Source organism: Bermanella marisrubri (assembly GCF_012295615.1).
GTDB classification, from domain to species: domain Bacteria; phylum Pseudomonadota; class Gammaproteobacteria; order Pseudomonadales; family Oceanobacteraceae; genus Bermanella; species Bermanella marisrubri.
Genome location: NZ_CP051183.1, coordinates 2,561,910 through 2,584,534 on the forward strand (window position 1 = coordinate 2,561,910; position 22,625 = coordinate 2,584,534).

Annotated in this window: 24 protein-coding genes; all 24 read right to left on the reverse strand. The window is 43.4% G+C overall.

Annotated features, from left to right (window positions below; all coding sequences use genetic code 11):
* Window position 1: 1 nt before the first annotated feature.
* The 24 genes from fliQ to fliE all read right to left on the reverse strand — a co-directional run bounded on the left by fliQ (window position 2) and on the right by fliE (window position 22,580).
* On the reverse strand, window positions 2-271 hold the full coding sequence (fliQ, locus tag HF888_RS11885) for a flagellar biosynthesis protein FliQ (RefSeq protein ID WP_007016168.1): 270 nt from the start codon (window positions 269-271) through the stop codon (window positions 2-4).
* A gap of 36 nt (window positions 272-307) precedes the next feature.
* Window positions 308-1,063, reverse strand: a complete 756-nt coding sequence (gene fliP, locus HF888_RS11890) for a flagellar type III secretion system pore protein FliP (RefSeq protein ID WP_007016167.1) — start codon at window positions 1,061-1,063, stop codon at window positions 308-310.
* Entirely contained in the window at window positions 1,053-1,559 is a 507-nt protein-coding gene (gene fliO / locus HF888_RS11895; protein WP_007016166.1) for a flagellar biosynthetic protein FliO, read from the reverse strand. The genes fliP and fliO overlap by 11 nt, the downstream gene beginning before the upstream one ends.
* A gap of 19 nt (window positions 1,560-1,578) precedes the next feature.
* Window positions 1,579-2,136: a flagellar motor switch protein FliN gene (gene fliN / locus HF888_RS11900; RefSeq protein ID WP_007016165.1), complete on the reverse strand. Its 558-nt coding sequence runs from the start codon at window positions 2,134-2,136 to the stop codon at window positions 1,579-1,581.
* Window positions 2,133-3,128 (reverse strand): flagellar motor switch protein FliM, encoded by a 996-nt coding sequence (gene fliM / locus HF888_RS11905; RefSeq protein WP_007016164.1) that lies wholly within the window; start codon window positions 3,126-3,128, stop codon window positions 2,133-2,135. Before fliM ends, fliN begins: the two co-directional genes overlap by 4 nt.
* 38 nt (window positions 3,129-3,166) lie before the next feature.
* Complete coding sequence (locus HF888_RS11910; protein ID WP_007016163.1) at window positions 3,167-3,700, reverse strand: flagellar basal body-associated FliL family protein; 534 nt, start codon at window positions 3,698-3,700, stop codon at window positions 3,167-3,169.
* 110 nt (window positions 3,701-3,810) lie between these two features.
* Complete coding sequence (locus tag HF888_RS11915; protein WP_007016162.1) at window positions 3,811-5,169, reverse strand: flagellar hook-length control protein FliK; 1,359 nt, start codon at window positions 5,167-5,169, stop codon at window positions 3,811-3,813.
* Between the two features lie 66 nt (window positions 5,170-5,235).
* Window positions 5,236-5,565 (reverse strand): Hpt domain-containing protein, encoded by a 330-nt coding sequence (locus tag HF888_RS11920; protein ID WP_007016161.1) that lies wholly within the window; start codon window positions 5,563-5,565, stop codon window positions 5,236-5,238.
* Window positions 5,566-5,576: 11 nt separating this feature from the next.
* A complete protein-coding gene (locus HF888_RS11925) occupies window positions 5,577-7,286 on the reverse strand; it encodes an ATP-binding SpoIIE family protein phosphatase (protein WP_007016160.1) in 1,710 nt (569 codons plus the stop codon).
* A 15-nt stretch (window positions 7,287-7,301) separates the two neighbouring features.
* Complete coding sequence (locus HF888_RS11930) at window positions 7,302-7,601, reverse strand: STAS domain-containing protein (RefSeq protein WP_007016159.1); 300 nt, start codon at window positions 7,599-7,601, stop codon at window positions 7,302-7,304.
* Between the two features lie 104 nt (window positions 7,602-7,705).
* Window positions 7,706-8,752 carry a protein-glutamate methylesterase/protein-glutamine glutaminase gene (locus tag HF888_RS11935; RefSeq protein WP_007016158.1) on the reverse strand — a complete coding sequence of 349 codons (1,047 nt, stop codon included), beginning with the start codon at window positions 8,750-8,752 and terminating at the stop codon, window positions 7,706-7,708.
* A gap of 39 nt (window positions 8,753-8,791) precedes the next feature.
* Window positions 8,792-9,424 carry a chemoreceptor glutamine deamidase CheD gene (gene cheD, locus HF888_RS11940; protein WP_007016157.1) on the reverse strand — a complete coding sequence of 211 codons (633 nt, stop codon included), beginning with the start codon at window positions 9,422-9,424 and terminating at the stop codon, window positions 8,792-8,794.
* A 9-nt stretch (window positions 9,425-9,433) separates the two neighbouring features.
* On the reverse strand, window positions 9,434-10,225 hold the full coding sequence (locus tag HF888_RS11945) for a CheR family methyltransferase (RefSeq protein WP_007016156.1): 792 nt from the start codon (window positions 10,223-10,225) through the stop codon (window positions 9,434-9,436).
* Window positions 10,226-10,300: 75 nt separating this feature from the next.
* Window positions 10,301-12,964, reverse strand: coding sequence for a methyl-accepting chemotaxis protein (locus HF888_RS16745; RefSeq protein WP_007016155.1), 2,664 nt, complete (start codon window positions 12,962-12,964; stop codon window positions 10,301-10,303).
* 14 nt (window positions 12,965-12,978) lie between these two features.
* Window positions 12,979-13,452, reverse strand: coding sequence for a chemotaxis protein CheW (locus HF888_RS11955; protein WP_007016154.1), 474 nt, complete (start codon window positions 13,450-13,452; stop codon window positions 12,979-12,981).
* Window positions 13,453-13,455: 3 nt separating this feature from the next.
* Window positions 13,456-15,570, reverse strand: coding sequence for a chemotaxis protein CheA (locus tag HF888_RS11960; protein ID WP_007016153.1), 2,115 nt, complete (start codon window positions 15,568-15,570; stop codon window positions 13,456-13,458).
* A 6-nt stretch (window positions 15,571-15,576) separates the two neighbouring features.
* Window positions 15,577-15,939: a response regulator gene (locus tag HF888_RS11965; RefSeq protein ID WP_007016152.1), complete on the reverse strand. Its 363-nt coding sequence runs from the start codon at window positions 15,937-15,939 to the stop codon at window positions 15,577-15,579.
* A 15-nt stretch (window positions 15,940-15,954) separates the two neighbouring features.
* Window positions 15,955-16,236 (reverse strand): STAS domain-containing protein, encoded by a 282-nt coding sequence (locus tag HF888_RS11970; RefSeq protein WP_007016151.1) that lies wholly within the window; start codon window positions 16,234-16,236, stop codon window positions 15,955-15,957.
* Between the two features lie 166 nt (window positions 16,237-16,402).
* Entirely contained in the window at window positions 16,403-16,852 is a 450-nt protein-coding gene (gene fliJ, locus HF888_RS11975) for a flagellar export protein FliJ (RefSeq protein WP_007016150.1), read from the reverse strand.
* Window positions 16,853-16,892: 40 nt separating this feature from the next.
* Window positions 16,893-18,281 (reverse strand): flagellar protein export ATPase FliI, encoded by a 1,389-nt coding sequence (gene fliI, locus HF888_RS11980; protein WP_243469345.1) that lies wholly within the window; start codon window positions 18,279-18,281, stop codon window positions 16,893-16,895.
* The gene (locus HF888_RS11985; protein ID WP_007016148.1) at window positions 18,274-19,329 is read right to left on the reverse strand and encodes a FliH/SctL family protein; all 1,056 of its coding nucleotides are present in this window, start codon (window positions 19,327-19,329) and stop codon (window positions 18,274-18,276) included. The genes fliI and HF888_RS11985 overlap by 8 nt, the downstream gene beginning before the upstream one ends.
* Before the next feature lie 45 nt (window positions 19,330-19,374).
* Window positions 19,375-20,436 (reverse strand): flagellar motor switch protein FliG, encoded by a 1,062-nt coding sequence (gene fliG / locus HF888_RS11990; protein WP_007016147.1) that lies wholly within the window; start codon window positions 20,434-20,436, stop codon window positions 19,375-19,377.
* Window positions 20,426-22,159, reverse strand: coding sequence for a flagellar basal-body MS-ring/collar protein FliF (fliF, locus tag HF888_RS11995; protein ID WP_007016146.1), 1,734 nt, complete (start codon window positions 22,157-22,159; stop codon window positions 20,426-20,428). The genes fliG and fliF overlap by 11 nt, the downstream gene beginning before the upstream one ends.
* A 19-nt stretch (window positions 22,160-22,178) precedes the next feature.
* Complete coding sequence (fliE, locus tag HF888_RS12000; RefSeq protein ID WP_007016145.1) at window positions 22,179-22,580, reverse strand: flagellar hook-basal body complex protein FliE; 402 nt, start codon at window positions 22,578-22,580, stop codon at window positions 22,179-22,181.
* Window positions 22,581-22,625: the final 45 nt, after the last annotated feature.

The following is a 22,625-nucleotide window of genomic DNA, read 5'->3' on the forward strand; positions in this document are numbered from 1 at the left end:
GCTAACTAATCAAAAAAGGAATGTTTTTATAAAGATTTTCGGTGTACTCAACCAGCTTAAGAATGATCCATGGACCAAAAAATAGTACACACAAGAGAGTCACCACAAGTCGAGGTAAGAAACTCAGTGTTTGTTCATTGATTTGTGTTGCCGCTTGGAAAGTAGCAACAATAAGACCGACAAGTAAACCCGGCACCAAGATCGCACTCACAATGAGAATGACGACAAACAAAGCCTCTCTTAAAAAATCCCCAAGATGCTCAACGCCCATGGCTAACTCCTAAAACGGATTTCTGACACTTTTACGCTAGAAACCATAGCTTGCAGCTAATGTACCAATAATCATTACCCAGCCATCCACTAGTACAAACAACATAATTTTGAACGGTAGGCTAATGATGATTGGGGATAACATCATCATACCCATGGCCATTAAGATACTGGCTACGACTAAATCAATAATTAAGAAAGGAATAAAAATCATAAACCCAATTTGAAATGCAGTTTTTAGTTCACTGGTTATGAAGGCAGGAATAAGAATATGCAATGGTGTATCCATCGGTGTTTGAATGCCTGTTTCGCCAGATAACCTCACGAACATATTTAGATCGGTCTCTCGTACTTGCGCTAACATAAACTCTTTAATTGGGATAATCGCCAAATCTAGCGCTTCTTTAGGAAGTATTTTCTCCTCTAAATAAGGTTGAATAGCCGTTTCATTAATCACATTAAATATGGGCATCATGATGAACAGTGTGAGAAATAACGTAAGACCCAATAAGATCTGATTAGAGGGTGTCTGCTGTAAACCTAAAGCCTGGCGTAAAATAGCAAATACGACAATGATACGTGTGAAACTTGTCATCATAATGACTAGCGACGGTAATACCGTCAGTATGGTCATGATGGCAAGAATTTGAATAGTCACACTATAGCGACCATTGCCATTAGGATCTTCTTCGTAGGTTATAGCGGGTATGTCAAATGTATTCTCTGCCCAACCAAGCGATGGCAACAACAATAACGCAGCAACCCAAACGAGACGGATACAGTTAATCGTCATCGTTATCACCGCGTTTTTTTGGCTGATTAAATCCGTTTAGGTTAAGACCTTTATTAGAGAAAACTTGCTTTAAACGTTGCGCAAATTCGGGGATGTTAGCATCGCCTTCTTGCATGATGGGCTCATCAAACGTTGCCAATGTATTAATACTGTGCGCGGTTAATCCAAGCAATAGCTGTTGCTCACCGACTTGTACCAGCACGATTTTTTCTTTTACGCCCATTGGCATAATCGCTAGAGTTTTCATAGGAAGGCGACCAGTCCCTGTCACCATTTGTTTGCGCTTAGCTAGCCATGCTATGCCGTAAATCATGGCAATGACCGCAATAAGCGCGAACAGAATAGTAATAATCTGATCGCTTGTATTTGGCATGTGTGGTAAGACTTGTGCGCTTTTTTCTGCCGCGTTTTGCGCGACTGATGCAACTGTATTATCAGTTACATCAGTCGCAACATCCCCAGAAGACGCCATAGATAGCGCCATAACTGCAAACATTAAACGATCCTCGTTATTCTTATTTTAATTTTTGAATACGTTCCGCTTGGCTTATTACATCGGTTAAGCGAATACCAAATTTGTCGTTAACCATGACCACCTCCCCATGAGCGATCAAGGTTCCGTTTACTAACACATCTAAAGGCTCACCCGCTAAGCGATCTAGTTCAATCACTGAGCCTTGGTTCAATTGCAATAGATTTCGAATAGGAATCTGAGTATTGCCAACTTCCATAGAGATACTCACGGGAATATCTAAAATAACATCAAGCTCAGGACTTTTTCCGTCAGATTTTGGTTGGTTTTCACCTTCTCCAAATTCTTCCATTGGTGCCGGTTTAACGCCACCTTCACCTTCTTGATTTGGATCTTCCCCTGCTTCTTCCATGGCTGCCGCCCATTCGTCGGCAAGGTCTTCTTCAGATTCTCCACTCGCTTCATCTACGCCAGAAGCAACTTCATCTGCTAGAGCATCGGCATCCACTGCATCGGTAGAAGTTTCCTCAGAACCGGCTTCACCTTCTGTGGCGGCATCTTGTTCTTTTTCTTCTTCTGGTTTTTGATCATCATCACTCATATTGGCAATCCATCATTATGACCGGCTGGCATCTTACGTTTTATGGGTTCTTTGATTTTCACAGCCAAGTTGTCATCTCTCACACCTAACTGCCCACGGAAAATCGGTGTCCCATTCGCCTGCAGTATGAAATCCTCAGGCATATCAACAGGAATGACATCACCTGGCTGAAACGCTGCGACTTCTCGTAATGAAATTTCTCTATCTACAACCGTTCCATGTACCGGAACTTTGGCGCTTTGAATATCCTCTTGCAAAGATTGCACCCATCTGTCGTCAACCTCATCAACATCACTCTGTACACCCGCGTCCAAAAACTCGCGAATGGGTTCGATCATGCTGTAAGGCAAGGCCACATGAAGGTCACCACCACCACCATCTAATTCAATATGAAAGGAACTAATCACGACCACTTCGCTTGGGCTGACTATATTTGCCATGGCCGGGTTTACTTCACTACCATAGTATTCGAAGTCTAAGTCTAAAACGGCATGCCAAGCTTCTTTCATATCAGTGAAGACTTGTGACAACACCATTTGCACAACTCGCAGTTCCGTTGGTGTAAATTCACGACCTTCGATTTTTGCGTGACGACCATCGCCACCAAAAAAGTTGTCTACTAGTTTGAATACCAATTTAGCGTCAAAGATAAATAAAGCCGTACCACGTAGTGGACGGACTTTAACCATATTGAGAGAGGTAGGTACATAAAGAGTGTGGATGTATTCGCCAAATTTCATGATCTGAATACCGCCACTGGCAACATCAGCACTGCGACGTAAAAAGTTAAACATGCTGATGCGGGTATAACGGGCAAAACGCTCATTAATCATTTCTAACGTAGGCATACGCCCACGTACTATTCGGTCTTGACTGGATAAGTCGTAGCTTTTTATGCCTTCGCTATCTTCAGGATCTTCCTGTTCGATGTCACCGTCGTCGACGCCATGTAAGAGCGCATCAATTTCGTCTTGGCTTAATAGATCTTGCACATGGACCTCATAGCGTTTTGCTGTTCAACCATGACGGATTACTGCATGACGAAGTTGGTAAAAAGAATTTCTTTTAGGCCATCTTCGATACCCGTTTCCTGCGCCAATAGTCGCTGGACTTCTTGTTTCAGTATGTCACGTAAATTGGCACGTCCTTCAGCGGTTCTCAAGTAAGCGTAATCTTGCTGACTCAGTAAATTAATAATTGAACTGCGAATCATAGGACTGTGTTGCTCTAGTGCATCAGCAATAGCAGGGTCCCTTGTCATTGCTTCCATATAAATTTGCAAGTAACGCTGGCGTGGACCGACTTGGTAATTAACAATGAATTCGGGTTTAAACTTCACATAGATAGCCGGTGCAGGTGGGGCTGCTTCAGCAGCTTCCGCTTCTTCCCCTTCTACTGCGGCTTCCTCTGCCACTTCATCATCACCACCCAATAAAAATAAGGTGACACCAACACCGCCGCCAATAACAAGAATGGCCGCGACAATAATGATAATGAGCATCTTTTTACTTTTTGCTGGTTGCTCATCACCACCTTCGATTTGCAGTTCTTTTTCGTTGGCCATACGTCACCTTTTTGATTCTTTAACAGTTTTTGCAATCCTTATGCCATTTGGTTACCTAAAATAGGCCAAAGGCTTCATTACAAGTGTAGACAAGAATCATGGGTTCGCGCTTATGCGAAATAGTCCACTGCGCCATCATTTTCAATGGTTTTAATTTGCTGCTCCAGTTGATCTAGTGCTTCTGATGATGCAGTCCCCTCATCTTCGATTAGATACTCGCCTTCGTCCTGAGTATGACCATCACCGCCAGAACTCTGTTGACCTTGAGATGACACATCCAGGTTTCCTAGATCCACTCCTTGCTGGTTAAGCATTTCCCGTAGTCTTGGGGCTTGTGCTTCCAACGCATCTCGGACGGCATGATTATTACTAGCAAACGACACGTTAACCTGATCTTGTTGCACACGAACTTTAATCTCAAGACTACCTAATTCTGGAGGGTCCAATTGAATTCGAGCACTTTGCATTTGCTCGGTTACCATCATGCCAATTCGCTTACTCACTTGCTCGCTGAAGCGAATATCGCTAGGCGGTAAATCTAACTTCGCTTGAATCTGTTCGAAAAAGCTGGGAGCAGCTCCCGCGGCAGGCTTGGTGCTGGCGTGCCGAGCAGGGTTTTGAGTTTGTTGCCACATCTCGTCAATAACATCACTCACTTCACTGGTCATTTCATTGACAGACGAAGCACTCATAGAGGCAATCTGCTCAGTAGTAACGACTCTTTCAGCCAGCGGTTTAGTTTCCGCAATAGGCGTCATCAAAGCAGTCAACTTGCTTGTATCCTCCCCTCCTTTTATAGAATCCATCGGTCTTTTCTCATCAGAGCGCATATTCTTAATAGTATTCTCCAAAATTGGGCTGCTCTGAGGTGAAAGTTTACTTTGAACCTCGACTGTTGACTGCGCCAAGTCAACATTGCCATCTGTCTGCAGGAATGGCGATGTTTGCAACTTAGGCTGAGCTTGCATGCTGGTTTGTTTCTGTTCTGCTATGGATGAGCCAACTAAAGAGGAAGAAGCTTCTGACTCCGGCGCAGTTTGATTTATTTGCGCACGAGCCATAAGGCCTGGTATTGCTTGACGCTGAGCTTCGGATAATTGGTTAACACTGGGCGCAAAATCCCGCTGAACTTGAATACTATCCATATCCATTTTAGTTACGGGTGATAGAGGAGAAACTCCCAGTGTTTGAACAATATTTTCGTCCTCCTGCAATTCTAACAAAGGGGCAGTCTCTTCCTCAGCGGCAAGCACTTGCCCCTTAGGAACAGTTTCAGCCTGTGCATCTTGAGTCATGGCCTGCAGTAATCGCTGCATAAATTCGGGGAGTTGACTCGTTGCCTGCTCCGTACCTGTCTCTGGAACTGGGCCCATGTTTACTGGGCCAGAGGACATGTTCGTTGAAGCCTGACCGTCAGCTAATGGGCCAGCACTTTGAGAAGAAAATGAGAAAAAAGGTAAACCTTGCATGTAGTTTCCACTTCTTGATTGCTCGAATACTTGGGAAATTGCAAGGGGTGGGCCAAATCCAACTTTTTATAATTGATTTAATGCGGTCTTGACCGATTGATACTCTGTTTGTATGGACTGCAATATTTGAGGAGACGACTGCAAATCATTGCTCTTACCTTGTCGCTCTAGCGTTGCACATAATTCAGATAGTGGTAATGCGCAAATATTGGCACTTGCGCCTTTCAAACTGTGGGCCAACTCTCCCACTTTCTGACTATCTCCGGCATCAAGGGCTTGCTGAATATCGGATAACTTGCGTTCGGTATCTCGTAGATAAGTGTCAATTAAATCTTGGAAGTCATCTTCCATAATTTCCTTCAGCTCTGACATTTGATGCTGATCAATAGAGCTCATAAAGCGATTCCTTACTCTAATTCTTTCTCCGCATGCCATTCTATCGTGACTGTCACAGTATTACCATTACCGCTGTACTCAATACCCTGTGTAAGTGATTTGAGCAACGCAAGTCCTCGTCCACTCAATGCGCCATCACTCATACCTTTTTCAAGCTTTGACTGATAGTCAAAGCCTTGCCCCGAATCCTTGACAGTGACTTTCAATATCCCGCCGAACTCACGAGGTTTATGGTCAAATTCAAACTGCACAAACCCTTCTTCCAAGGTCTCGATGGCTTCTTGACGTTTTTTGTAGTATTGCGCAAAGCCTTCAGCGTCTTGCTTTAGCTCACTATCTAAACCTAAAACACCATGCTCGAAAGCGTTTGAAAATAATTCAGCCATAATCGTATATAACTGGCCGCTATTCGCTCTTAATGCCGGAACATCGTTAACAATATTCAACATAATGGGTAATGGGTTAAAGGTTTTTAATGTATCACCGCGCAATGTATAAGACATATTCCAGTCTGTGGGTCCAGTGACAGCGCCACTACTAAAATCTATATCTACTTGGCCAACCACTTCTTGATCGACCATACTCACCTCGAGCAAAGTTGTATCATCGTCCTTTTGTGCGCCACCCGTGAACTCGTTGACTGCGGCTAATATCTCCGAAAATAAAAGATCTTGGTTTTGGTTTTCATCAAAAACTTGCCTTAGCCGTTGGTCGCCAAATAGATCGCCTTTTTCATCTCGCGCTTCGAGAATACCATCACTCCACATAAAGAATTTGTCACCAACCTCATAGCTAATTTTATGAGTGTCGGTCTTAAATGCTTGGCTGGATAGGACGCCCAATGGCAAATGATTAGAGTTAATGGTTTCAATTTTTCGATCTTTGCTGTGTAAAAAGTAATAATCAGGAAGTCCTCCCATCCAAATTTCTAAATGCTGGCTTCGGAATCTAACAGTGGCCATACAAGCACAGCAAAAATAACCAATTGGCAGGATGGTTTTTAATTTTATGTTAATTTCACGCAATATATCGGTCATGGTAAAACCTTTGGCGGTCATTCCATAAAATATTTCTGCAAGTGGCATAGCGCCAATAGCCGCTGGTAAACCATGACCAGTGAAATCACCCAATAATATATGCAAACTTCCTGAGGGCTTTCTTGCCGCGAGTAACACGTCACCATTGAATACCGAGAATGGTGAGATCATGTATTTAAGATTAGGCAGATCTAAACAACCACTGTGCGCAACATTGTCGTAAACCGCTTTGGCTACTTGTTGCTCGTGCATAAGATGTTCATTATTTTCACGAATCACATCACGCTGGTTTTGCAGCATGGTATTCATTCGGCGCATACGACTAAATGCGTTGATCTTCGCTTGTAGAATAATTTGTTTATAAGGTTTGGTAAGGAAGTCATCGCCGCCACTATCAAGGCACGCAGCTAAATCGTGGGCATCTTGTAAGGACGTAAGGAAAATGATGGGCACCATATCTTCACCCGCTTGCATTTTAATTTCGCGAGCGGCCTGCTGTCCATCCATAACAGGCATCATTACATCCAGAAGAATGATATCTGGGTGGTGGGACTGAAACTGATCAACGGCTTCAGCACCGTTTTCGGCCTGAAGTACATCATGTCCCATTTTTTTGACAATCGCCGATAGGATCATTCGATCCGTCTTGTTGTCATCGGCAATTAGAATTTTAAGGGGTTCCATAGCCCTAAAGCATTGCTATTCAATAGCAAATAGCTGCTCAAAATTAGAGATAGTCAAAATCTTACGAACATCCTGATTACACTTTGTGATACGCACATTGGCACTATCGCCACCTGCATGATCTCTCAGTAGTAGTAACATGCCTAATGCCGAGCTATCCAAGTATGTGGCTTTGCTCATATCGATTACATAGTGACTCACCGATGAATCGGCACTTTCATAAGCGTCTCGAAACTCTTGATGAGCACTAAAATCAAAACGGCCTTCTATTTCGACCGTGAGTTCATTGTTGTTTACTGTTGTCTTTATGGCCATGATTTGCCTCTAGCATTTCCCTGCATCAACATTTATTTAGAGCATAGATCATAAATGCCCGTTGCGTAAAACGTGTGTAGCTTATTTCTTACAAAATCTATGGATTAAACCATTCGCTTTAAGCGTTTAATAATGGCATCAGGAATCGACTTAAGAGGGGAGATGGCATCGGCGGCGCCTAACTTGACCGCCTCGCCTGGCATCCCCCAGACAACGGAAGTGGCTTGGTCTTGAACAATATTATAACTACCAGCTTCTTTCATCCTTAGCATAGCTTTAGCGCCATCGGCTCCCATACCCGTGAGCATAACGCCTACTGTCTGTTTCGCACATTGCTGGGTAATAGAGTTAAACAAAACCTCTACTGAGGGTTTATGCAGATTTACACGCTCACCTTCGAATACGCGGCAATAATAATGACTACCTTTCAGTTTCACCTCCATGTGAAGATCACCTGGGGCTATGTAAACATGGCCAGGGATAATCTTATCGCCATCCACCGCTTCGTGTACGGTTAGTGGCAACATGCTATCTAGGCGTTTTGCAAAAGACGCACTAAAGACTGGTGGAATATGTTGCGTGATGACAATTGGAGGGCTGTCTAGAGGCATCAACAATAATAATTCGCGAATCGCTTCTGTTCCTCCCGTGCTTGCACCAATAGCGATCAACTTACCTGAAGGTGAGACGCCTGCGCGTTTGGGTGTTGCTGATCGAGTTGTTAAACCACTTGCTTGTTGCTCAAGACGAGCGACATTGGCCGTTGCTGCGGCACGAATTTTTTGCAAAATTTCATTAGCATACTCAGTCAACAACTCCGGCTTATCTGCGCTGGGTTTGCCAACATAGTCCACCGCACCAATTTCCAAGGCCTCTAAGGTTGCGGGTGCGCCTTTTTGAGTTAATGTAGAAATCATAACCACGGGCATAGGACGCAAGCGCATTAGATTTTTAAGAAATTTAATGCCGTCCATCTTTGGCATTTCAATATCTAGCGTGATGACATCAGGATGTAATGCTTTAATTTTGTCACGCGCAATGTATGGATCTGCTGCCGTGCCGATTACTTCCATATTCGGATCGGAATTAATGATTTCTGTTAGTACTCGCCGAATTAATGCCGAGTCATCAACCACTAATACGTTAATCATATCCGACTCTCATTTCGTTCTTTATGGACGAGGCAAATCTCAATCAAACAATTCAATGTCGCCTCCACCGGTATTCTCGGAATCCAACTGATCCATATAACCCTTTTCCCGTGTAATAATCGTATCATTACGCGTAGTGGTTATGCGTCGAACTTTGACACTCCCAGTGTCAGGGAAAAATAAAATTTTTCGCGAAAAAACATCTCCTACATCAGCAGCTGCAACCGATAAGCCCTCTTTCTGTAAAAAATCGTAGGCAAACAGAATGTTACGCTGACCAATATCCGTCATACTGGCCAATACTTGGCCTCCACCAAATAACTTAACCTCTAGGTTCTCTTTTTTTGCGCCCAGCTTATAAAGTGTGTTAAGTAAATACTCCATGGCCCAGTTACCATATCGCGTAGCTGAGGTATTGGCGTCACTTCCCCATTGCCCACTACTAAATTCATTTTGTGCTGGCAACATAAAGTGATTCATGCCACCGATACCTAATTGCTTATCCCGAATACAAGCACTAATACAACTACCCAGAACGGTACAAATCATTTCCCCATGGGCGCTAACATAAAATTCACCAGGTAATATTTTCGCAGTCCAAACCGAGTGTCTATTATCGAAATAGCGATTTACATGTTCAAAGCCTCTTTCAGCTTTTGGCTGATTGATCATACAAGCCGCCTACTTTTTCTGATAAATGGTGCGACCTAAAGGTTTAAAGAGGTGATTGGCACCGTACAAATTTTCACTATGACCTATCATCAAATACCCATTTGGCTTCAATGCATCATGCAATCGGTTAAATAGTTCAACTTGAGTATCCTTATTAAAATAAATAACCACGTTCCTACAGAATATTACGTCAAACTTTTTCTTCATTGGCCAAGGTCCTAATAAGTTCAATCGATTAAATTGAATAAGACCTTTATATTCATCTTTTATCCTAGCTTTAGCTCCGTCTTCATTCTTATAGAAACAATTATGGTAATCTCTAGGTAAAAGCTCTATCTCCTTTAATGGGTATTCGCCGGACTTGGCTTTTTTCAGAACATCACTATCAAGATCAGTCGCAAGAATTCTTATATCAAGGTTATCGACTTTTATGTTCTTTCGGAGAGTGATGGCTATGCTATAGGGCTCCGGACCAGTGGAACAAGCCGACGACCATATACGAATAGGCTCTTTTGGATTTTTACGCCACTGGGTAATAATTTCTTTAGCTAAAAACTCAAAATGATGAGACTCCCGAAAGAACGACGTTAGATTAGTAGTGATAGAATTAATAAACTCGTTTAATTCTTTCTCCTTCTCTCTATCTAGATACTCACAGTATTCAGAGAACCGAGATAATCCAAGTGCTCGTACACGTCTCGCGATACGACTGTATACAAGCTCTTTTTTTGCATCACTCAAGACGATCCCACTAACATCAAAAGCGATCCTCGATAGACGAGAGAAGTCTTGCTCCGTCATTGGGAATTCTTTGAGCGAAAAGTCCATTTCGATTGATCTACCTAGCTAATGCCATTAATGAAAGAAAAAACAAGACTAAAACTCTTGCCAGTCATCTTCGTCATCATCTACTGCTGGGCGTTTTATCTCTGCCGGTTTCGAAACCGACTTAACGACAGGAGTCGATGCAACGGAACGAGGCTCCTTCTTGAGCGTAGCTGTTGTGCCATCACTCGCCATGCTCTCAAGAGTAAAGAACTCAACAAGCTCCATCATGTTCTGTGCTTGTTCCGTCATGGTTTCACTGGCGGCAGATGCCTCTTCTACCAGCGCGGCGTTTTGTTGGGTCATCTCATCCATTTGACTAACCGCTTTGTTGACCTGCTCTATGCCGGATGCTTGCTCTTCCGAAGCAGCATTAATTTCTTTGATCATGGTTGTCACTTTCTCAACCGCTTCCACTATTTCAGAGAGGGTTTGACCAGACTGGTTAACCAAATCGGTTCCGTTATCGACTTTTTCCACGCTGTCTCGGATAAGATCTTTAATTTCTTTTGCTGCACCGGCACTGCGTTGTGCCAGATTACGCACTTCGCCTGCTACCACAGCAAAGCCCTTGCCTTGTTCTCCAGCCCTTGCCGCTTCCACCGCCGCATTTAATGCAAGCAAGTTGGTTTGGAAAGCAATTTCATCGATCACACCAATAATGTCTGAAATTTTCTTACTAGAAGAATTAATTTCTTCCATCGCTTCAACGGCTCGTCCAACAACTTCACCACCCTTAGTTGCTCGGCCTTGAGCACTAACAGCAAGGTCCGTGGCATGATCAGCGTTTTCGCTTGTCTGCTTCACAGAACTGGTCATCTCTTCCATGCTCGATGCCGTTTCTTCAAGGCTAGATGCTTGCTCTTCAGTGCGTTGAGATAAATCCGTATTACCTTGTGCGATTTCTGCAGAACCGGTTGAAACGGTATTGGCTGCATCTCGTATTTTGCCAATCACTTCATTTAGACGATCGATAGTGTCATTGGCGTCTTGTTTTAACTTGCCAAAAATACCTTGGTAGTCCGCATCAATACGTTGATCTAAATGACCTCGTGCTAACGCATCGAAAACGCGTCCTGTATCATTTAGAATATTCTCACTAATACTCATGAGGCGATTTAGCCCCATGCTGAGTTGACGATAGAAACCTGTACGCCCTTCTGTTTTAGCTCGATTTGACAGGTCACCTTTGCTAGCCGATTCAATAATGTTCTCGACTTCCTCTTCAACCTCCACTTCTTCTGTGCGATCGAGCCATTCAACAACCGTACCTACTCGATCACCATTATCATTTGAAATAGGGTTTGCAATAAGAGAGAAAGTGCGTCCCCCAACCACAATTTCTGTACTGTAGGTGTCACTCAGCTTTTCGAGCATGCTTCGTTGATGGGCAGGGTTTTTATGGAAAATGTCGATGTTACTGCCCACTATTCTGTCTTTGTCGAAGCTTGGCAAATCTTTTCTGATATCCGATTCTGCGTTTGCCATCATGCCTTGCAGAGCGTCATTGGTGTAGCGAATGTTATAGTCTCGATCCGCAACCATGATATTAACGGAGGAACTATCCAGGGCTCGCTTAACACGAAGATTCTCTTCTGCGATAACCTGTTCAGCTTCCTCACGTTTCAGCTCTTCCGTGCGATCATTCCATTCCACGACCGTTCCAATGCGTTTGTTGTCGTCGTCAAATACTGGATTGACAACCAAGTCGAATGTTCTACCACCCAGTTTCAGGCTTGCTCTGTGTGACGATGTTAATTTGTCTAATAACGCTCTTTGGTGACTTGGGTTCTTGTGGAAAATGTCAATATTACTTCCAAGTACGCGATCCTTACTGAAGGTAGGTAAGTCCTTTTGAATGTCTGATTCAGCGTCCGCAAACATATCCTGTACACCCTTGTTCGTATAAACCAGGTTATAGTCTTTGTCGGAGACCATCAGGCAGGATTCGGCACACGCATCAAGGGCTTTTCTTACACGGTTATTCGCAATATTTTGATGTTTTTGTTCTGTAATATCTGAAGCAAATTTTACAACTTTGTAAGGTTTACCATTCTCGTCAAATAAAGGGTTATAAGAAGCTTGAATCCAAATCTCTTTGCCTCCTTTTCCGAAGCGTTTATATTCCTTAAATTCAAATTCTCCACGATTCAACTTATTCCAGAACTCTTTATACTCACTACTATGTTTAAACTCTTCATCGACAAAAATACTGTGATGACGTCCTTTGATTTCATCCAACTCATAACCTACCGCATCACAGAAATTTTTATTCGCTGTCAGGATAGTGCCATCTAAATCAAACTCGATAATAGCTTGTACTTTATCTAAAGCCTTTAGTTTCCCCTGGATATCAGAAAGAGACTCGTCACCATCTGCATTTACGGCTACGTCTTTCATACTATTGGTAAAATTACCAAGTGTATAAAGTAAATGTGACAACTCATCTTTACCTTTAAAGCTTGGCACATAGCTGTAATCACCGTTGGCCGTCGCGTCAGCACACTTAGTTGCCATGGCAATGGCCATGAGCATTTTGTGTCCTAGCAGCCAAGTAGCGATAATCCCCGCCGCAATCAATAAGCCGTTAATGACCATTGTGGACATAATGATCTCTGATGGCAGTGTAATGGCCATATAGATCAAACTGATAACTGGTAATATCCACGGTAAAAGTAATTTATATTGGATACTGATTGCCTTAGACCCATCCATAATCGACCTTCCTGTTAATCCAGAGTGAGCAATTTTTCTAGCTCTAATAAGATAACCATGCGCTCTTTCACAGTTACCAAACCTTTTATAAACCTTGAGTTTTGGTTATCTGCCAAACTCGTACTTTTAATATTCTCTAACGGGATGTCATACACATCGCTTATAGCATCTACTATTATTCCCATCGTTCGGCTTATGCTGTCTGTTGCCACTTTTAAAACAACCACTACGGTTTCTTCCGTGTAAGGCTGAAACGGCAAACTAAAGCGAGCTCGTAAGTCCATGATGGGCACAATAGTACCGCGTAAATTTATCACCCCTTTCATATATGGGGGGCTATGAGGTATGGGGGTCGCACTTTCCCATCCACGAATTTCTTGAACCGCTAAGATATCGATTCCATACTCTTCGCCATCCATAATGAAGGTTAGATACTGTTCGGTATCTAATTCTTCATGGTCGATTACATCTTCTTCTGTAGCATTCATGATTTACGCTGCCTGATGTCTGTTACTTTCAATCGTTTTATTACTTGCACCAGATAACTTGGAAAGCCCACTGATATCGACAATAAGAGCAACACGTCCGTCACCTAAAATAGTCGCGCCAGAGATCCCCTCAACTTTTTGATAGTTCTCTTCTAGACTCTTAATCACTACTTGTTGCTGAGCTAAAAGCTCATCAACCACTATTCCTATTTTTTCGCCATCGCTCTCTACGACAACAATGATCTTTTCATCTTCGTCTACTTTGTTATCGGTTTGAATATCAAATACTTGATGAAGTGCAACAATGGGGACATATTCATCGCGAAGTTTTAATACATCGCTTTGTCCACCTACATTATTCAGTTCCAATTCATTTTGCTGAATTGATTCGACAATACTAACAAGTGGGAAAATGAAGGTTTGCTCGCCAACACGAACTAACTGACCATCTAGTATGGCAAGTGTTAATGGTAATCGGATAATGAATTGAGAACCCTTTCCGGTTTCACTTTTCACTTCAATTGAGCCATTTAATGAGGCTATATTGCGACGAACCACATCCATACCGACACCTCGACCACTCAAGTCACTGACTTGATCTGCAGTTGAGAAACCTGGTTGAAAAATTAGATCAAATATCTGCTCATCGTTCAGGTTTTGATTCTCATCAACGATACCTTTGAGAATGGCTTTTTCTAAAATTTTTTCTTTGTTTAAGCCTGCACCATCATCTTTAATTTCAATTACAATATTGCCACTTTGATGATATGCATTGAGCTCAACCGTACCAGTTTCAGGCTTTCCATTTTGCTTCCGTATCTCGGGAAGCTCGATTCCATGATCAATAGAATTTCGAATCAAGTGAACCATTGGATCACCGATTTTCTCCATGACGGTTTTGTCTAATTCAGTGTGCTCCCCCGACATGACAAGCTCTATACGTTTATTGAGGGACACACTGACGTCTCTTACTAAACGTGGGAACCGGCTGAAAACAAAGCTAATGGGCATCATGCGGATTTTCATGACACTTTCTTGTAACTCACGGGTATTCTGTTCTAGCTGGGCAAGTCCTTCTTGTAGATTCTGAATTCGACTGGCGTCAAAATTTTCGCCCAACTGACCAAGCATGGATTGTGTAATAACCAGCTCGCCTACCATGTTAATGAGACTATCTACCTTATCGATACTTACGCGGATAGAGGAGGATTCTTTCGCCGGTGCCGCTTTGACTGCTACTTTATCTGGTCCGCTGGCTTTGGTCACTTCTTTAGAGTCTTCAGAGGACAGTGTCTTGTCTAGACTATCCGTTTCGGATGATTGGACCGGGCCGTCTGACGACGTTGCCTCGTCTTTTTCAGTCTGCTCTTCAATCTCAGATTTTAGATTTTCAGACCATGCTTCAATGACCACTTCCGCGTCGTCTAATACCCATTCGAATACTTCTTCAATTTCGGTTTTTTCTACAGGGTTGTGAAGATACAAAGTCCATGAAAGAAAACATTGTTCGGGATCTAAACTAGTAAACGATGGCAGTTTTTCGATATTAACTTCTGTATGATATTGACCGTCAGACAATTCAATAAGTTGTCGAAACATACGAACAGGTTCGTTGCCCGTCATTAACAAGTGGGGCTGGGGCTTAAAGAGAACTTTCCAACCATTCGCCTTCGGCGGTTCCTCAGAACTGCCGCCATCATCTGAGCTTACAGCGGGATTAGGTGATGACCCACTAGACAATAAAGTTTCAAATTTTTGCTTTAGCTCATCTGAGGAGTTTGTATCAGGTGTGCTCCCTGCTTGTAACGCCTCTAGCAAGGAACGTATGCAATCAACACTTTTTAATAGTAAGTCTTGGCTGCCCTGATCAAGACTGCGTTTGCCATCTCGTACTTCGTCAAGCAAGGTTTCGACAACATGGGTGAAATCGGAAACAATGGTGAAACCAAAGGTTCCCGCCCCACCTTTTATCGAATGAGCAGCGCGAAATATAGTATTGATTTCCTCTGCATCTGGGGCATTTACATCCAGCTGCAAAAGACCATTTTCCATTATGTCTAAGCCTTCATAGCTCTCTTCGAAAAAGACCTGATGAAACTGGCTAAGATCAATACTCATAACGCTCTATCCTAGAACCTTTTTGATAGTGGAGAGCAGTTGATCAGGGTTGAATGGCTTGACAATCCAACCTGTCGCGCCCGCACTTTTGCCTTCCATTTTTTTATCGCCGGCGCTCTCAGTGGTCAGCATTAGAATTGGTGTAAACTTGTAGCTCGAGAGTTGGCGCAGATTCTTGCATAGCTCAATGCCATTCATGTTAGGCATATTTACATCACTGAGTACTAAATCCACTGCTTGGCCTTGAGCAATTTTCAACGCTTCTGCTCCGTCGCTAGCTTCTAGCACATCATGGCCCGCTCCCTTAAGCGTGAAGCTGACCATTTGTCGCATAGATGCAGAGTCGTCCACGGCGAGTATTTTTGCCATTCTTTAATCTCCCTGTTATTCCTTGGTTAGACCCAGATGTGAATCCAAACCCAGTATTTTTGCTGTATTTCTTAGGTTCTCTGATGGATTTAGCCATTCCGGCTCCCGCCCATCCGTAGCCAATGCTTGATGAAAACCAAATAGCAATTGCATGGCAGCAGTATCCACTTGTTCCAATTTAGAACCATCGATTTGCACAGGTTGTCCTGACTCCACCATAGTTTCCAATGTTTGATGGAGGTCTTCTGCAATAACAATGGTGCATTTTTCACCAAGATCTAATGTTTGCGTTTCCATGGCGCTCTTCCATAGTACCCATGCTCAATTTGATAATAAGAGGGCGTATTGTTAAGACTAGACCGTGTTAACAAGCTTGCTATTGCTTTTGGGATTTTTTTGTTTGAAAACGCTGGATTTTAGATCCATCTATAGTGGAAAGATGTATTACAGAGGGGTTTAATAATTATCCGATATTACGGCGATGAATTTGTGCTGACATTTCGTCCAGAAATTTTTGCAACTGGCTGTTTTCTTGAGCTTCTGCTTGGCTGGTTAACCGGGTTTCCAGTTTTTCGTAGGTTTTTAGTTTTCGATTTAAGCTCAAATAAATCTCATGGGCCTTATCATATTGCTGTTGTAACTCACTGATCTGAAATTTTTGATCCGCCAGCACTTGGTCGATCTGTGCAATGAAGGCTTGGTGTTGCTGAATCTGACTACCTGTGACCCCTTGTGCTCCTTGTGACGAAAAGCTCTGCTGATATTCTAGCTGGTACTGCTTGAGAGTTTCACCTTTTTTCTTCTCTTCTTCGATGCGTTGCTTAAGGCTCCCAAGATAGGTTAATGCCTCTTGTACTGCATTTTCTGCGATCTTCACCAATGGGCTTAACCGTTTTGCGCGCTCACGACTCATATACAGACTCACTGCTTAAATACTGTTTATTCATTACGTGTTACTGGCCGGGTTGTAGTTGGTGTTGCTCTTGTTGGTTTCCTTGTTGCCCCCCCTGTTGATATGCATGACCATGCTGCAATATCAGGTCTAAACCCTCTTGGCTATCAGCTAGGCTCATTGATTCGTCTAACTCCTGCATAATAAAAGTGCGCATAATAGGATGCAGTCTCACAGCATGATCCAGTTCTGGATTGTTGCCTGGACTATATGCCCCAACACTAATCAAATCCATGTTCTGTCGATAAAGACTATATAGATGCTTAAACTTTTGAGCATTTTGTAGAGATGCTTTACTCACAATTTGGGGCATAGCTCGACTGATTGAGGCTTCAATATCAATAGCAGGATACTGCCCTTCTTCGGCCAGACGTCTCGCCAATACAACATGTCCATCCAGAATTGCTCGAGCAGAATCGGCGATAGGGTCTTGTAAATCATCACCTTCTGTAAGCACCGTATAGAATGCAGTGATTGAACCCCCACCCTCTGGGCCATTCCCTGCACGCTCAACTAATTTGGGTATTTTTGCAAAAACTGATGGCGGATAACCTTTCGTCGCCGGAGGCTCTCCTACTGCTAACGCTATCTCACGCTGCGCTTGTCCATAACGGGTGAGGCTATCCATTAATAATAAGACATCTTTTCCTTCATCCCTGAAGTATTCGGCAATAGCCGTGCTTAAATCAGCTGCACGCATTCGCATCACTGGACTATCATCTGCGGGGCTGGCGACCACCACTGCTCGCTTCATCCCCTCCTCACCCAAGATATCTTGAATAAATTCTTGCACTTCTCGACCACGTTCGCCCACCAAACCCACAACGATAATGTCTGCCGTCGAAAAACGCGTCATCATTCCCAGAAGTACACTTTTACCTACACCAGACCCCGCAAACAATCCCATTCGCTGACCGCGTCCTACAGTCAGTAACCCATTAATTGCTCGAATTCCGACATCCATAGTTTGTCGAATCGGTGCACGTTGCATAGGATTGATGATTGATCCATCCAAGTTCAGAGTATTCTGACTAACGAGGTCGCCTTTACCATCCAAAGGTTTTCCAGCCCCATTAATCACGCGGCCCAGTAACATATCACCCACTGGAATTTCAGCACTGTCTAGTATCGGTGTTACTTTTGCGCCTGGACTTAGACTATTAGCAGGTTCAACGGGCATTAAGAAGAATTTATCTTCATCGAAACCAACTACTTGAGCTTCTATGAACTCACTTCCCTGTTCCACATGGCAACGATCACCCACTTTTACGTTACAGCCCACAGCTTCAAGCGTGAGCCCCACCATACGAGTGAGTCGACCTGACACAACAGGTTGTGATTTGAATTGATGACGCTCTGCGATCCATTTTAATGTTTTTAATTTACTCATGGGATTGCCCATCTGAATCATCTGACTGATCTGCTAGATCTCCATGTATGTCATGGTCAGAACTTAACTCATATTCTTGTCGTTTCTGCTCATCAGTAGGCTCGGTTTCAGTTTCTTCTACCGATGTATTATTGTCAGGCGTTGTCATTTCGGCATCTGTTTTGGTTTCTATCGTTGACTCTTGATCTTGAAATTCAGAGGCTTCTAGATCAACGCCCTCTAAGATGGAATTTGGTTCGTCGTCATCTAACGTTTGAGAGCCCAATTGCAGTTGCTTTCGATAATCTGACAACACTTGCTTCATGCGCTTAGAAAGGGAATAGTCTGCAGCGCTGTATTTACTTTGTAATTGGCATCCGCCAGGGTCAACCCGATCATCTGGAACGATTTGATAATCATTGTCTAGACCCGCCTCTAAGAAAGGTAGGTCAGCTTCGTTAACTAATATGGTCACTTGTTGCTTATCAACCGGTATCGCTTCCATTGCATCTTTAACCAGATTGACAATATGTTCACTGCCCTGCTCTAACTCACCGCCGACCACAGCGGTAGCCAGCATCTCGATTAATTCTGGCAATGTTTCTTCTATTTCCGTTTGAAAACTTTGAAAGGCTTTATCAAGATTGTTGTAGACATGTTGCGATGCTTGCTTAAACGCTTTTTCTTGTTTATCCAAACTTTGAGAGGCTTCTTTATTGCCCTGGTCTAGTCCATCTTTATAACCTTGGCTTTTTCCTTCTTCTAATCCCTGTCTTTTGCCTTCCTGAAAACCTTCGTCATAGCCTTGTTTTTCTCCTTTCTGTCGGCCTTCGATTAAGCCTTGCTCTAAACCATCATTGTAAGCTTCTTGACGAATAGCTTCGAGAGCCTCTGCGGTTAGAGGCTCAAGTTCCATTTCCTCCTCGTCCTCTACCCATACGTCAGGGTCGTTCTCGTGACTGTCATCTTGCTTTTGGATAACATCGCCATTTTGTGTCCAATAAGGTAAAGACCAATTTTTGGATTCTTTTACATCTTTGGCAGGTATACGCTCACGACGCTGATTCATAAATTAATAACTACGTTTAAATTAATATTTAGTCGCCATCTGGCGCTACAGCATTTGTTCGCCGCCAGCACCACCAAGAACAATCTCGCCTGCATCGGCCATACGACGAGCAATTGCAAGAATTTCTTTTTGCGCATTCTCCACTTCACTGACTTTAACAGGGCCTTTCGCTTCAAGATCGTCCATAAGTAACTCTGCAGCGCGCTTGGACATGTTGCGGAAAATTTTATCTTTGAGATCATCATCCGCTCCCTTCAATGCGACTGTCAGCAGATCGCCGGACACTTCGCGTAACAAGGCTTGAATGCCTCGATCATCCACATCAATAAGGTTTTCGAAGACGAACATAAGGTCTTGAATTTGTGTACCCAGTTCTTCGTCTACCTCTCGGATCTGGTCAAGCAATTCATTACTTACACTGCTTTCCAAGTTATTAATAATATTGGCCGAGACTTTCACACCACCCATTGCCGTGGTTTGCTGACCTTGATTACCAGAAAACTGTTTTTCAAGAATATCATTGAGTTCTTGTAATGCTTGCGGCTGCACAGCCTGTAGCGTCGATACGCGCATCATGATGTCGAGTCGAACTTTCTCATCGAAATTTGCTAGAACTTCTGCTGCTTGATCCGATTCTAAGTAGGCTATTACAATCGCTTGAATTTGCGGGTGCTCGTGGCGAATGATATCTGCAACCGCTCGACTTTCCATCCACTTAAGCGTATCTAAACCTGTGGTGTTACCACCTAACAAAATGCGGTCAATTAAACCACCGGCTTTGTCTGAACCCAATGCTTGGGTCAGCATGTTACGGATATATTCATCCGCACCTAAACCTAAACCGGTAGAGCCGGATAAACTATCAAGAAATTCTGCGACGACCCCTTCGACTTGGCTTTGGGTAACATCTTTTAAGGCCGCCATGGTAGCACCTACAGATTGCACTTCTTTTGGGCCTAGGTGCTTGAGTAATTCTGCAGCGTCTTTTTCTCCAAGACTCATAAGTAATATGGCTGCACGCTCTTGATGACTTAAAGAACTAAGATCACCGCCCGCTTTGGCCGGCGTATTGTCATTACCCTGTTGATTGTCGTTATCACTTGCCATCGTTCACCCATTTTTTGAAAGACTGCGCAACGCGCGCTGGGTCTTCTGCGATTAGACCTTTCAGTGCATCTAGCTGGCGCTCAAACCCTTCACTGGCACCAGGCAATAAAAATTCATCAGCGCCTGCTAATGTAACCTTATCATCCCCGAATAAGTCATCACCGTCCCCAAGTTCATCAAGCTCACCTTCAATTTCAGCCACTTCATCCATTTTACCGCGATCAATAAGATTCTTAACAATTGGACGTATGACACCAAATATAAGAATAAGAAGGAAAAGCCCCGCTAGTACCTGTTTTACGATTTCCCAGAACCAAGGCTGCTTCCAGAAGTCTGGCTCACCTAGCTCAACTGCGCCACCTAGGAACAGACTATTTACTACACTCACACTGTCCCCTCTGGCCGCGTTAAAGCCAACAGAATCTTTTACTAATAACTCGAGTCGTTTTAATTCCGCTTCAGTCCAAGGAACACTTTCGACCACTCCAGTTTCAGGGTTGACCTTCTCTCGATCGTTCACGGCAACGGATACGGTTAGTCGACGCAAACGACCTACTTGATGTTGAGTATGACTAAGCGTTCTATCGACTTCGTAGTTGCGCGTCGCCTCACTTTTTCGCTCAATAGGCTGGGCTACTGGATTACCATTTTCATCGACTTCTTCCGGAACTTCGGCGGCACCTGGAGGTTGATTAGATAGTGCTCCCGGAATTCCACCTTCCGGCTTCTCAACCTTTTCTTGATTCAATGTTTGCTCAGAGCGCAATGCGATTAAGTCAGGATTAAATAATTCTTGGGTCTGTTCCACCATAGTGAAATCTACGTCGGCACTCACTTCTGCTTGGAAATTATCTGAACCCAATACAGGTTCAAGAATGCGTTGCACTCGCTGATGCAGTGAGTTTTCTACCTTGCGCGTGTAATCAAATTGTTTAGTTGCCAACAAGTCTTCTTCGTCTTGCCCTTCTTTACTTAGCAAGTTTCCTTTTTGATCAACAAGCGTCACATTTTCTACCGGAAGCTCAGGAATCGAACTGGCGATAAGATTAATAATAGCTTCTGCTTGTTCTCTTTTTAGGCCCTTGCCACCGTAAATTTCCAAAAAGACACTTGCTCTAGGCTCACGATCATCACGGACAAATACTGATTGTTTGGGTAAAGCTAGGTGAACTCGCGCATTTCGAACGCTTTGCAAGCTGGCGATCGTCCTCGCCAATTCACCCTCCAAGCCACGACGATATCTCGCACTCTCAATAAACTGACTGGTACCTAAGCCTTGCTCTTGGTCTAAAAGTTCTAACCCAACTGTTGTATCAATCTCTGCAACAATAGGAGCCAGAGCTAAACGAGCATCATGAATTTCTGCCTCGGGTACAGTAACAATCCCCGTAGTCGGATTAATCCGATAATCGATACCTTTCTCATCTAATGTTTGTAAGATTTCCTTGGCGTTATAGTCTTCTAAATTACTGATGAGTGGACGATAGGTCACTTCTTGGGACCAAATGATGACACCAATACCCAAGGCTAAAATACCGGCAAAACCAATCAGCAATGCGACTTGGCGGACGATCGTGAGCTTGTTGAACCCCATCATTATAGGGTTAATATCACTGGCATCTGAGCCTTGTGGTAAGTTATCGATATTTTGCTCTTGCAGTGCATCTTCTTGTGGGGCAGGAATTTCGCCGGAAGACTCTGCAGGTAAGGTTTCTTCAGCCATAATATTACTTCTTTAGTCTCTACACTGGCATATTCATGATGTCTTTGTACGCTTCAACTAACTTATTACGCACTTCTTTCATGGCATCAAAGCTAACACTGGCTTTCTGCGCCGCAATCATGACTTCGGGTAAATCGACCATTGGGTCACCACGTTCAAAACGTTGCTTCAAGTCACTACTTACAGCCTGTTTGTCACGGACACCGTTAATGGCATTGGCAAACATCGTTTGGAAGTCAGGCGTATTCGGATCTGGCTTAATGTCAGGATAGTTTTCACTCACCTTTTGAACCTTATCGACTTCTTTGTTTAAGTGATCTGGTCCAGTAAGTTTGACTGGAGTTGATTCAGCACTCTGTACTTGCTCTCGGACTTGACGAAGTTGCGAGAGAACACTATTGATATCAGCTCGATCGACCATTTTTTCCTCCTGCCCTTGAGCGCCTTAGCGCCAAATTTTTGCCTG

What these genes read in the sequence shown, in the direction of transcription:
- fliQ (WP_007016168.1), bottom strand. Translation starts at nt 271, where the DNA reads ATGGGCGTTGAGCATCTTGGGGATTTTTTAAGAGAGGCTTTGTTTGTC.
- fliP (WP_007016167.1), bottom strand. Translation starts at nt 1,063, where the DNA reads ATGACGATTAACTGTATCCGTCTCGTTTGGGTTGCTGCGTTATTGTTG.
- fliO (WP_007016166.1), bottom strand. Translation starts at nt 1,559, where the DNA reads ATGTTTGCAGTTATGGCGCTATCTATGGCGTCTTCTGGGGATGTTGCG.
- fliN (WP_007016165.1), bottom strand. Translation starts at nt 2,136, where the DNA reads ATGAGTGATGATGATCAAAAACCAGAAGAAGAAAAAGAACAAGATGCC.
- HF888_RS11910 (WP_007016163.1), bottom strand. Translation starts at nt 3,700, where the DNA reads ATGGCCAACGAAAAAGAACTGCAAATCGAAGGTGGTGATGAGCAACCA.
- HF888_RS11915 (WP_007016162.1), bottom strand. Translation starts at nt 5,169, where the DNA reads ATGCAAGGTTTACCTTTTTTCTCATTTTCTTCTCAAAGTGCTGGCCCA.
- HF888_RS11920 (WP_007016161.1), bottom strand. Translation starts at nt 5,565, where the DNA reads ATGAGCTCTATTGATCAGCATCAAATGTCAGAGCTGAAGGAAATTATG.
- HF888_RS11925 (WP_007016160.1), bottom strand. Translation starts at nt 7,286, where the DNA reads ATGGAACCCCTTAAAATTCTAATTGCCGATGACAACAAGACGGATCGA.
- HF888_RS11930 (WP_007016159.1), bottom strand. Translation starts at nt 7,601, where the DNA reads ATGGCCATAAAGACAACAGTAAACAACAATGAACTCACGGTCGAAATA.
- HF888_RS11935 (WP_007016158.1), bottom strand. Translation starts at nt 8,752, where the DNA reads ATGATTAACGTATTAGTGGTTGATGACTCGGCATTAATTCGGCGAGTA.
- cheD (WP_007016157.1), bottom strand. Translation starts at nt 9,424, where the DNA reads ATGATCAATCAGCCAAAAGCTGAAAGAGGCTTTGAACATGTAAATCGC.
- HF888_RS11945 (WP_007016156.1), bottom strand. Translation starts at nt 10,225, where the DNA reads ATGACGGAGCAAGACTTCTCTCGTCTATCGAGGATCGCTTTTGATGTT.
- HF888_RS16745 (WP_007016155.1), bottom strand. Translation starts at nt 12,964, where the DNA reads ATGGATGGGTCTAAGGCAATCAGTATCCAATATAAATTACTTTTACCG.
- HF888_RS11955 (WP_007016154.1), bottom strand. Translation starts at nt 13,452, where the DNA reads ATGAATGCTACAGAAGAAGATGTAATCGACCATGAAGAATTAGATACC.
- HF888_RS11960 (WP_007016153.1), bottom strand. Translation starts at nt 15,570, where the DNA reads ATGAGTATTGATCTTAGCCAGTTTCATCAGGTCTTTTTCGAAGAGAGC.
- HF888_RS11965 (WP_007016152.1), bottom strand. Translation starts at nt 15,939, where the DNA reads ATGGCAAAAATACTCGCCGTGGACGACTCTGCATCTATGCGACAAATG.
- HF888_RS11970 (WP_007016151.1), bottom strand. Translation starts at nt 16,236, where the DNA reads ATGGAAACGCAAACATTAGATCTTGGTGAAAAATGCACCATTGTTATT.
- fliJ (WP_007016150.1), bottom strand. Translation starts at nt 16,852, where the DNA reads ATGAGTCGTGAGCGCGCAAAACGGTTAAGCCCATTGGTGAAGATCGCA.
- fliI (WP_243469345.1), bottom strand. Translation starts at nt 18,281, where the DNA reads ATGAGTAAATTAAAAACATTAAAATGGATCGCAGAGCGTCATCAATTC.
- HF888_RS11985 (WP_007016148.1), bottom strand. Translation starts at nt 19,329, where the DNA reads ATGAATCAGCGTCGTGAGCGTATACCTGCCAAAGATGTAAAAGAATCC.
- fliG (WP_007016147.1), bottom strand. Translation starts at nt 20,436, where the DNA reads ATGGCAAGTGATAACGACAATCAACAGGGTAATGACAATACGCCGGCC.
- fliF (WP_007016146.1), bottom strand. Translation starts at nt 22,159, where the DNA reads ATGGCTGAAGAAACCTTACCTGCAGAGTCTTCCGGCGAAATTCCTGCC.
- fliE (WP_007016145.1), bottom strand. Translation starts at nt 22,580, where the DNA reads ATGGTCGATCGAGCTGATATCAATAGTGTTCTCTCGCAACTTCGTCAA.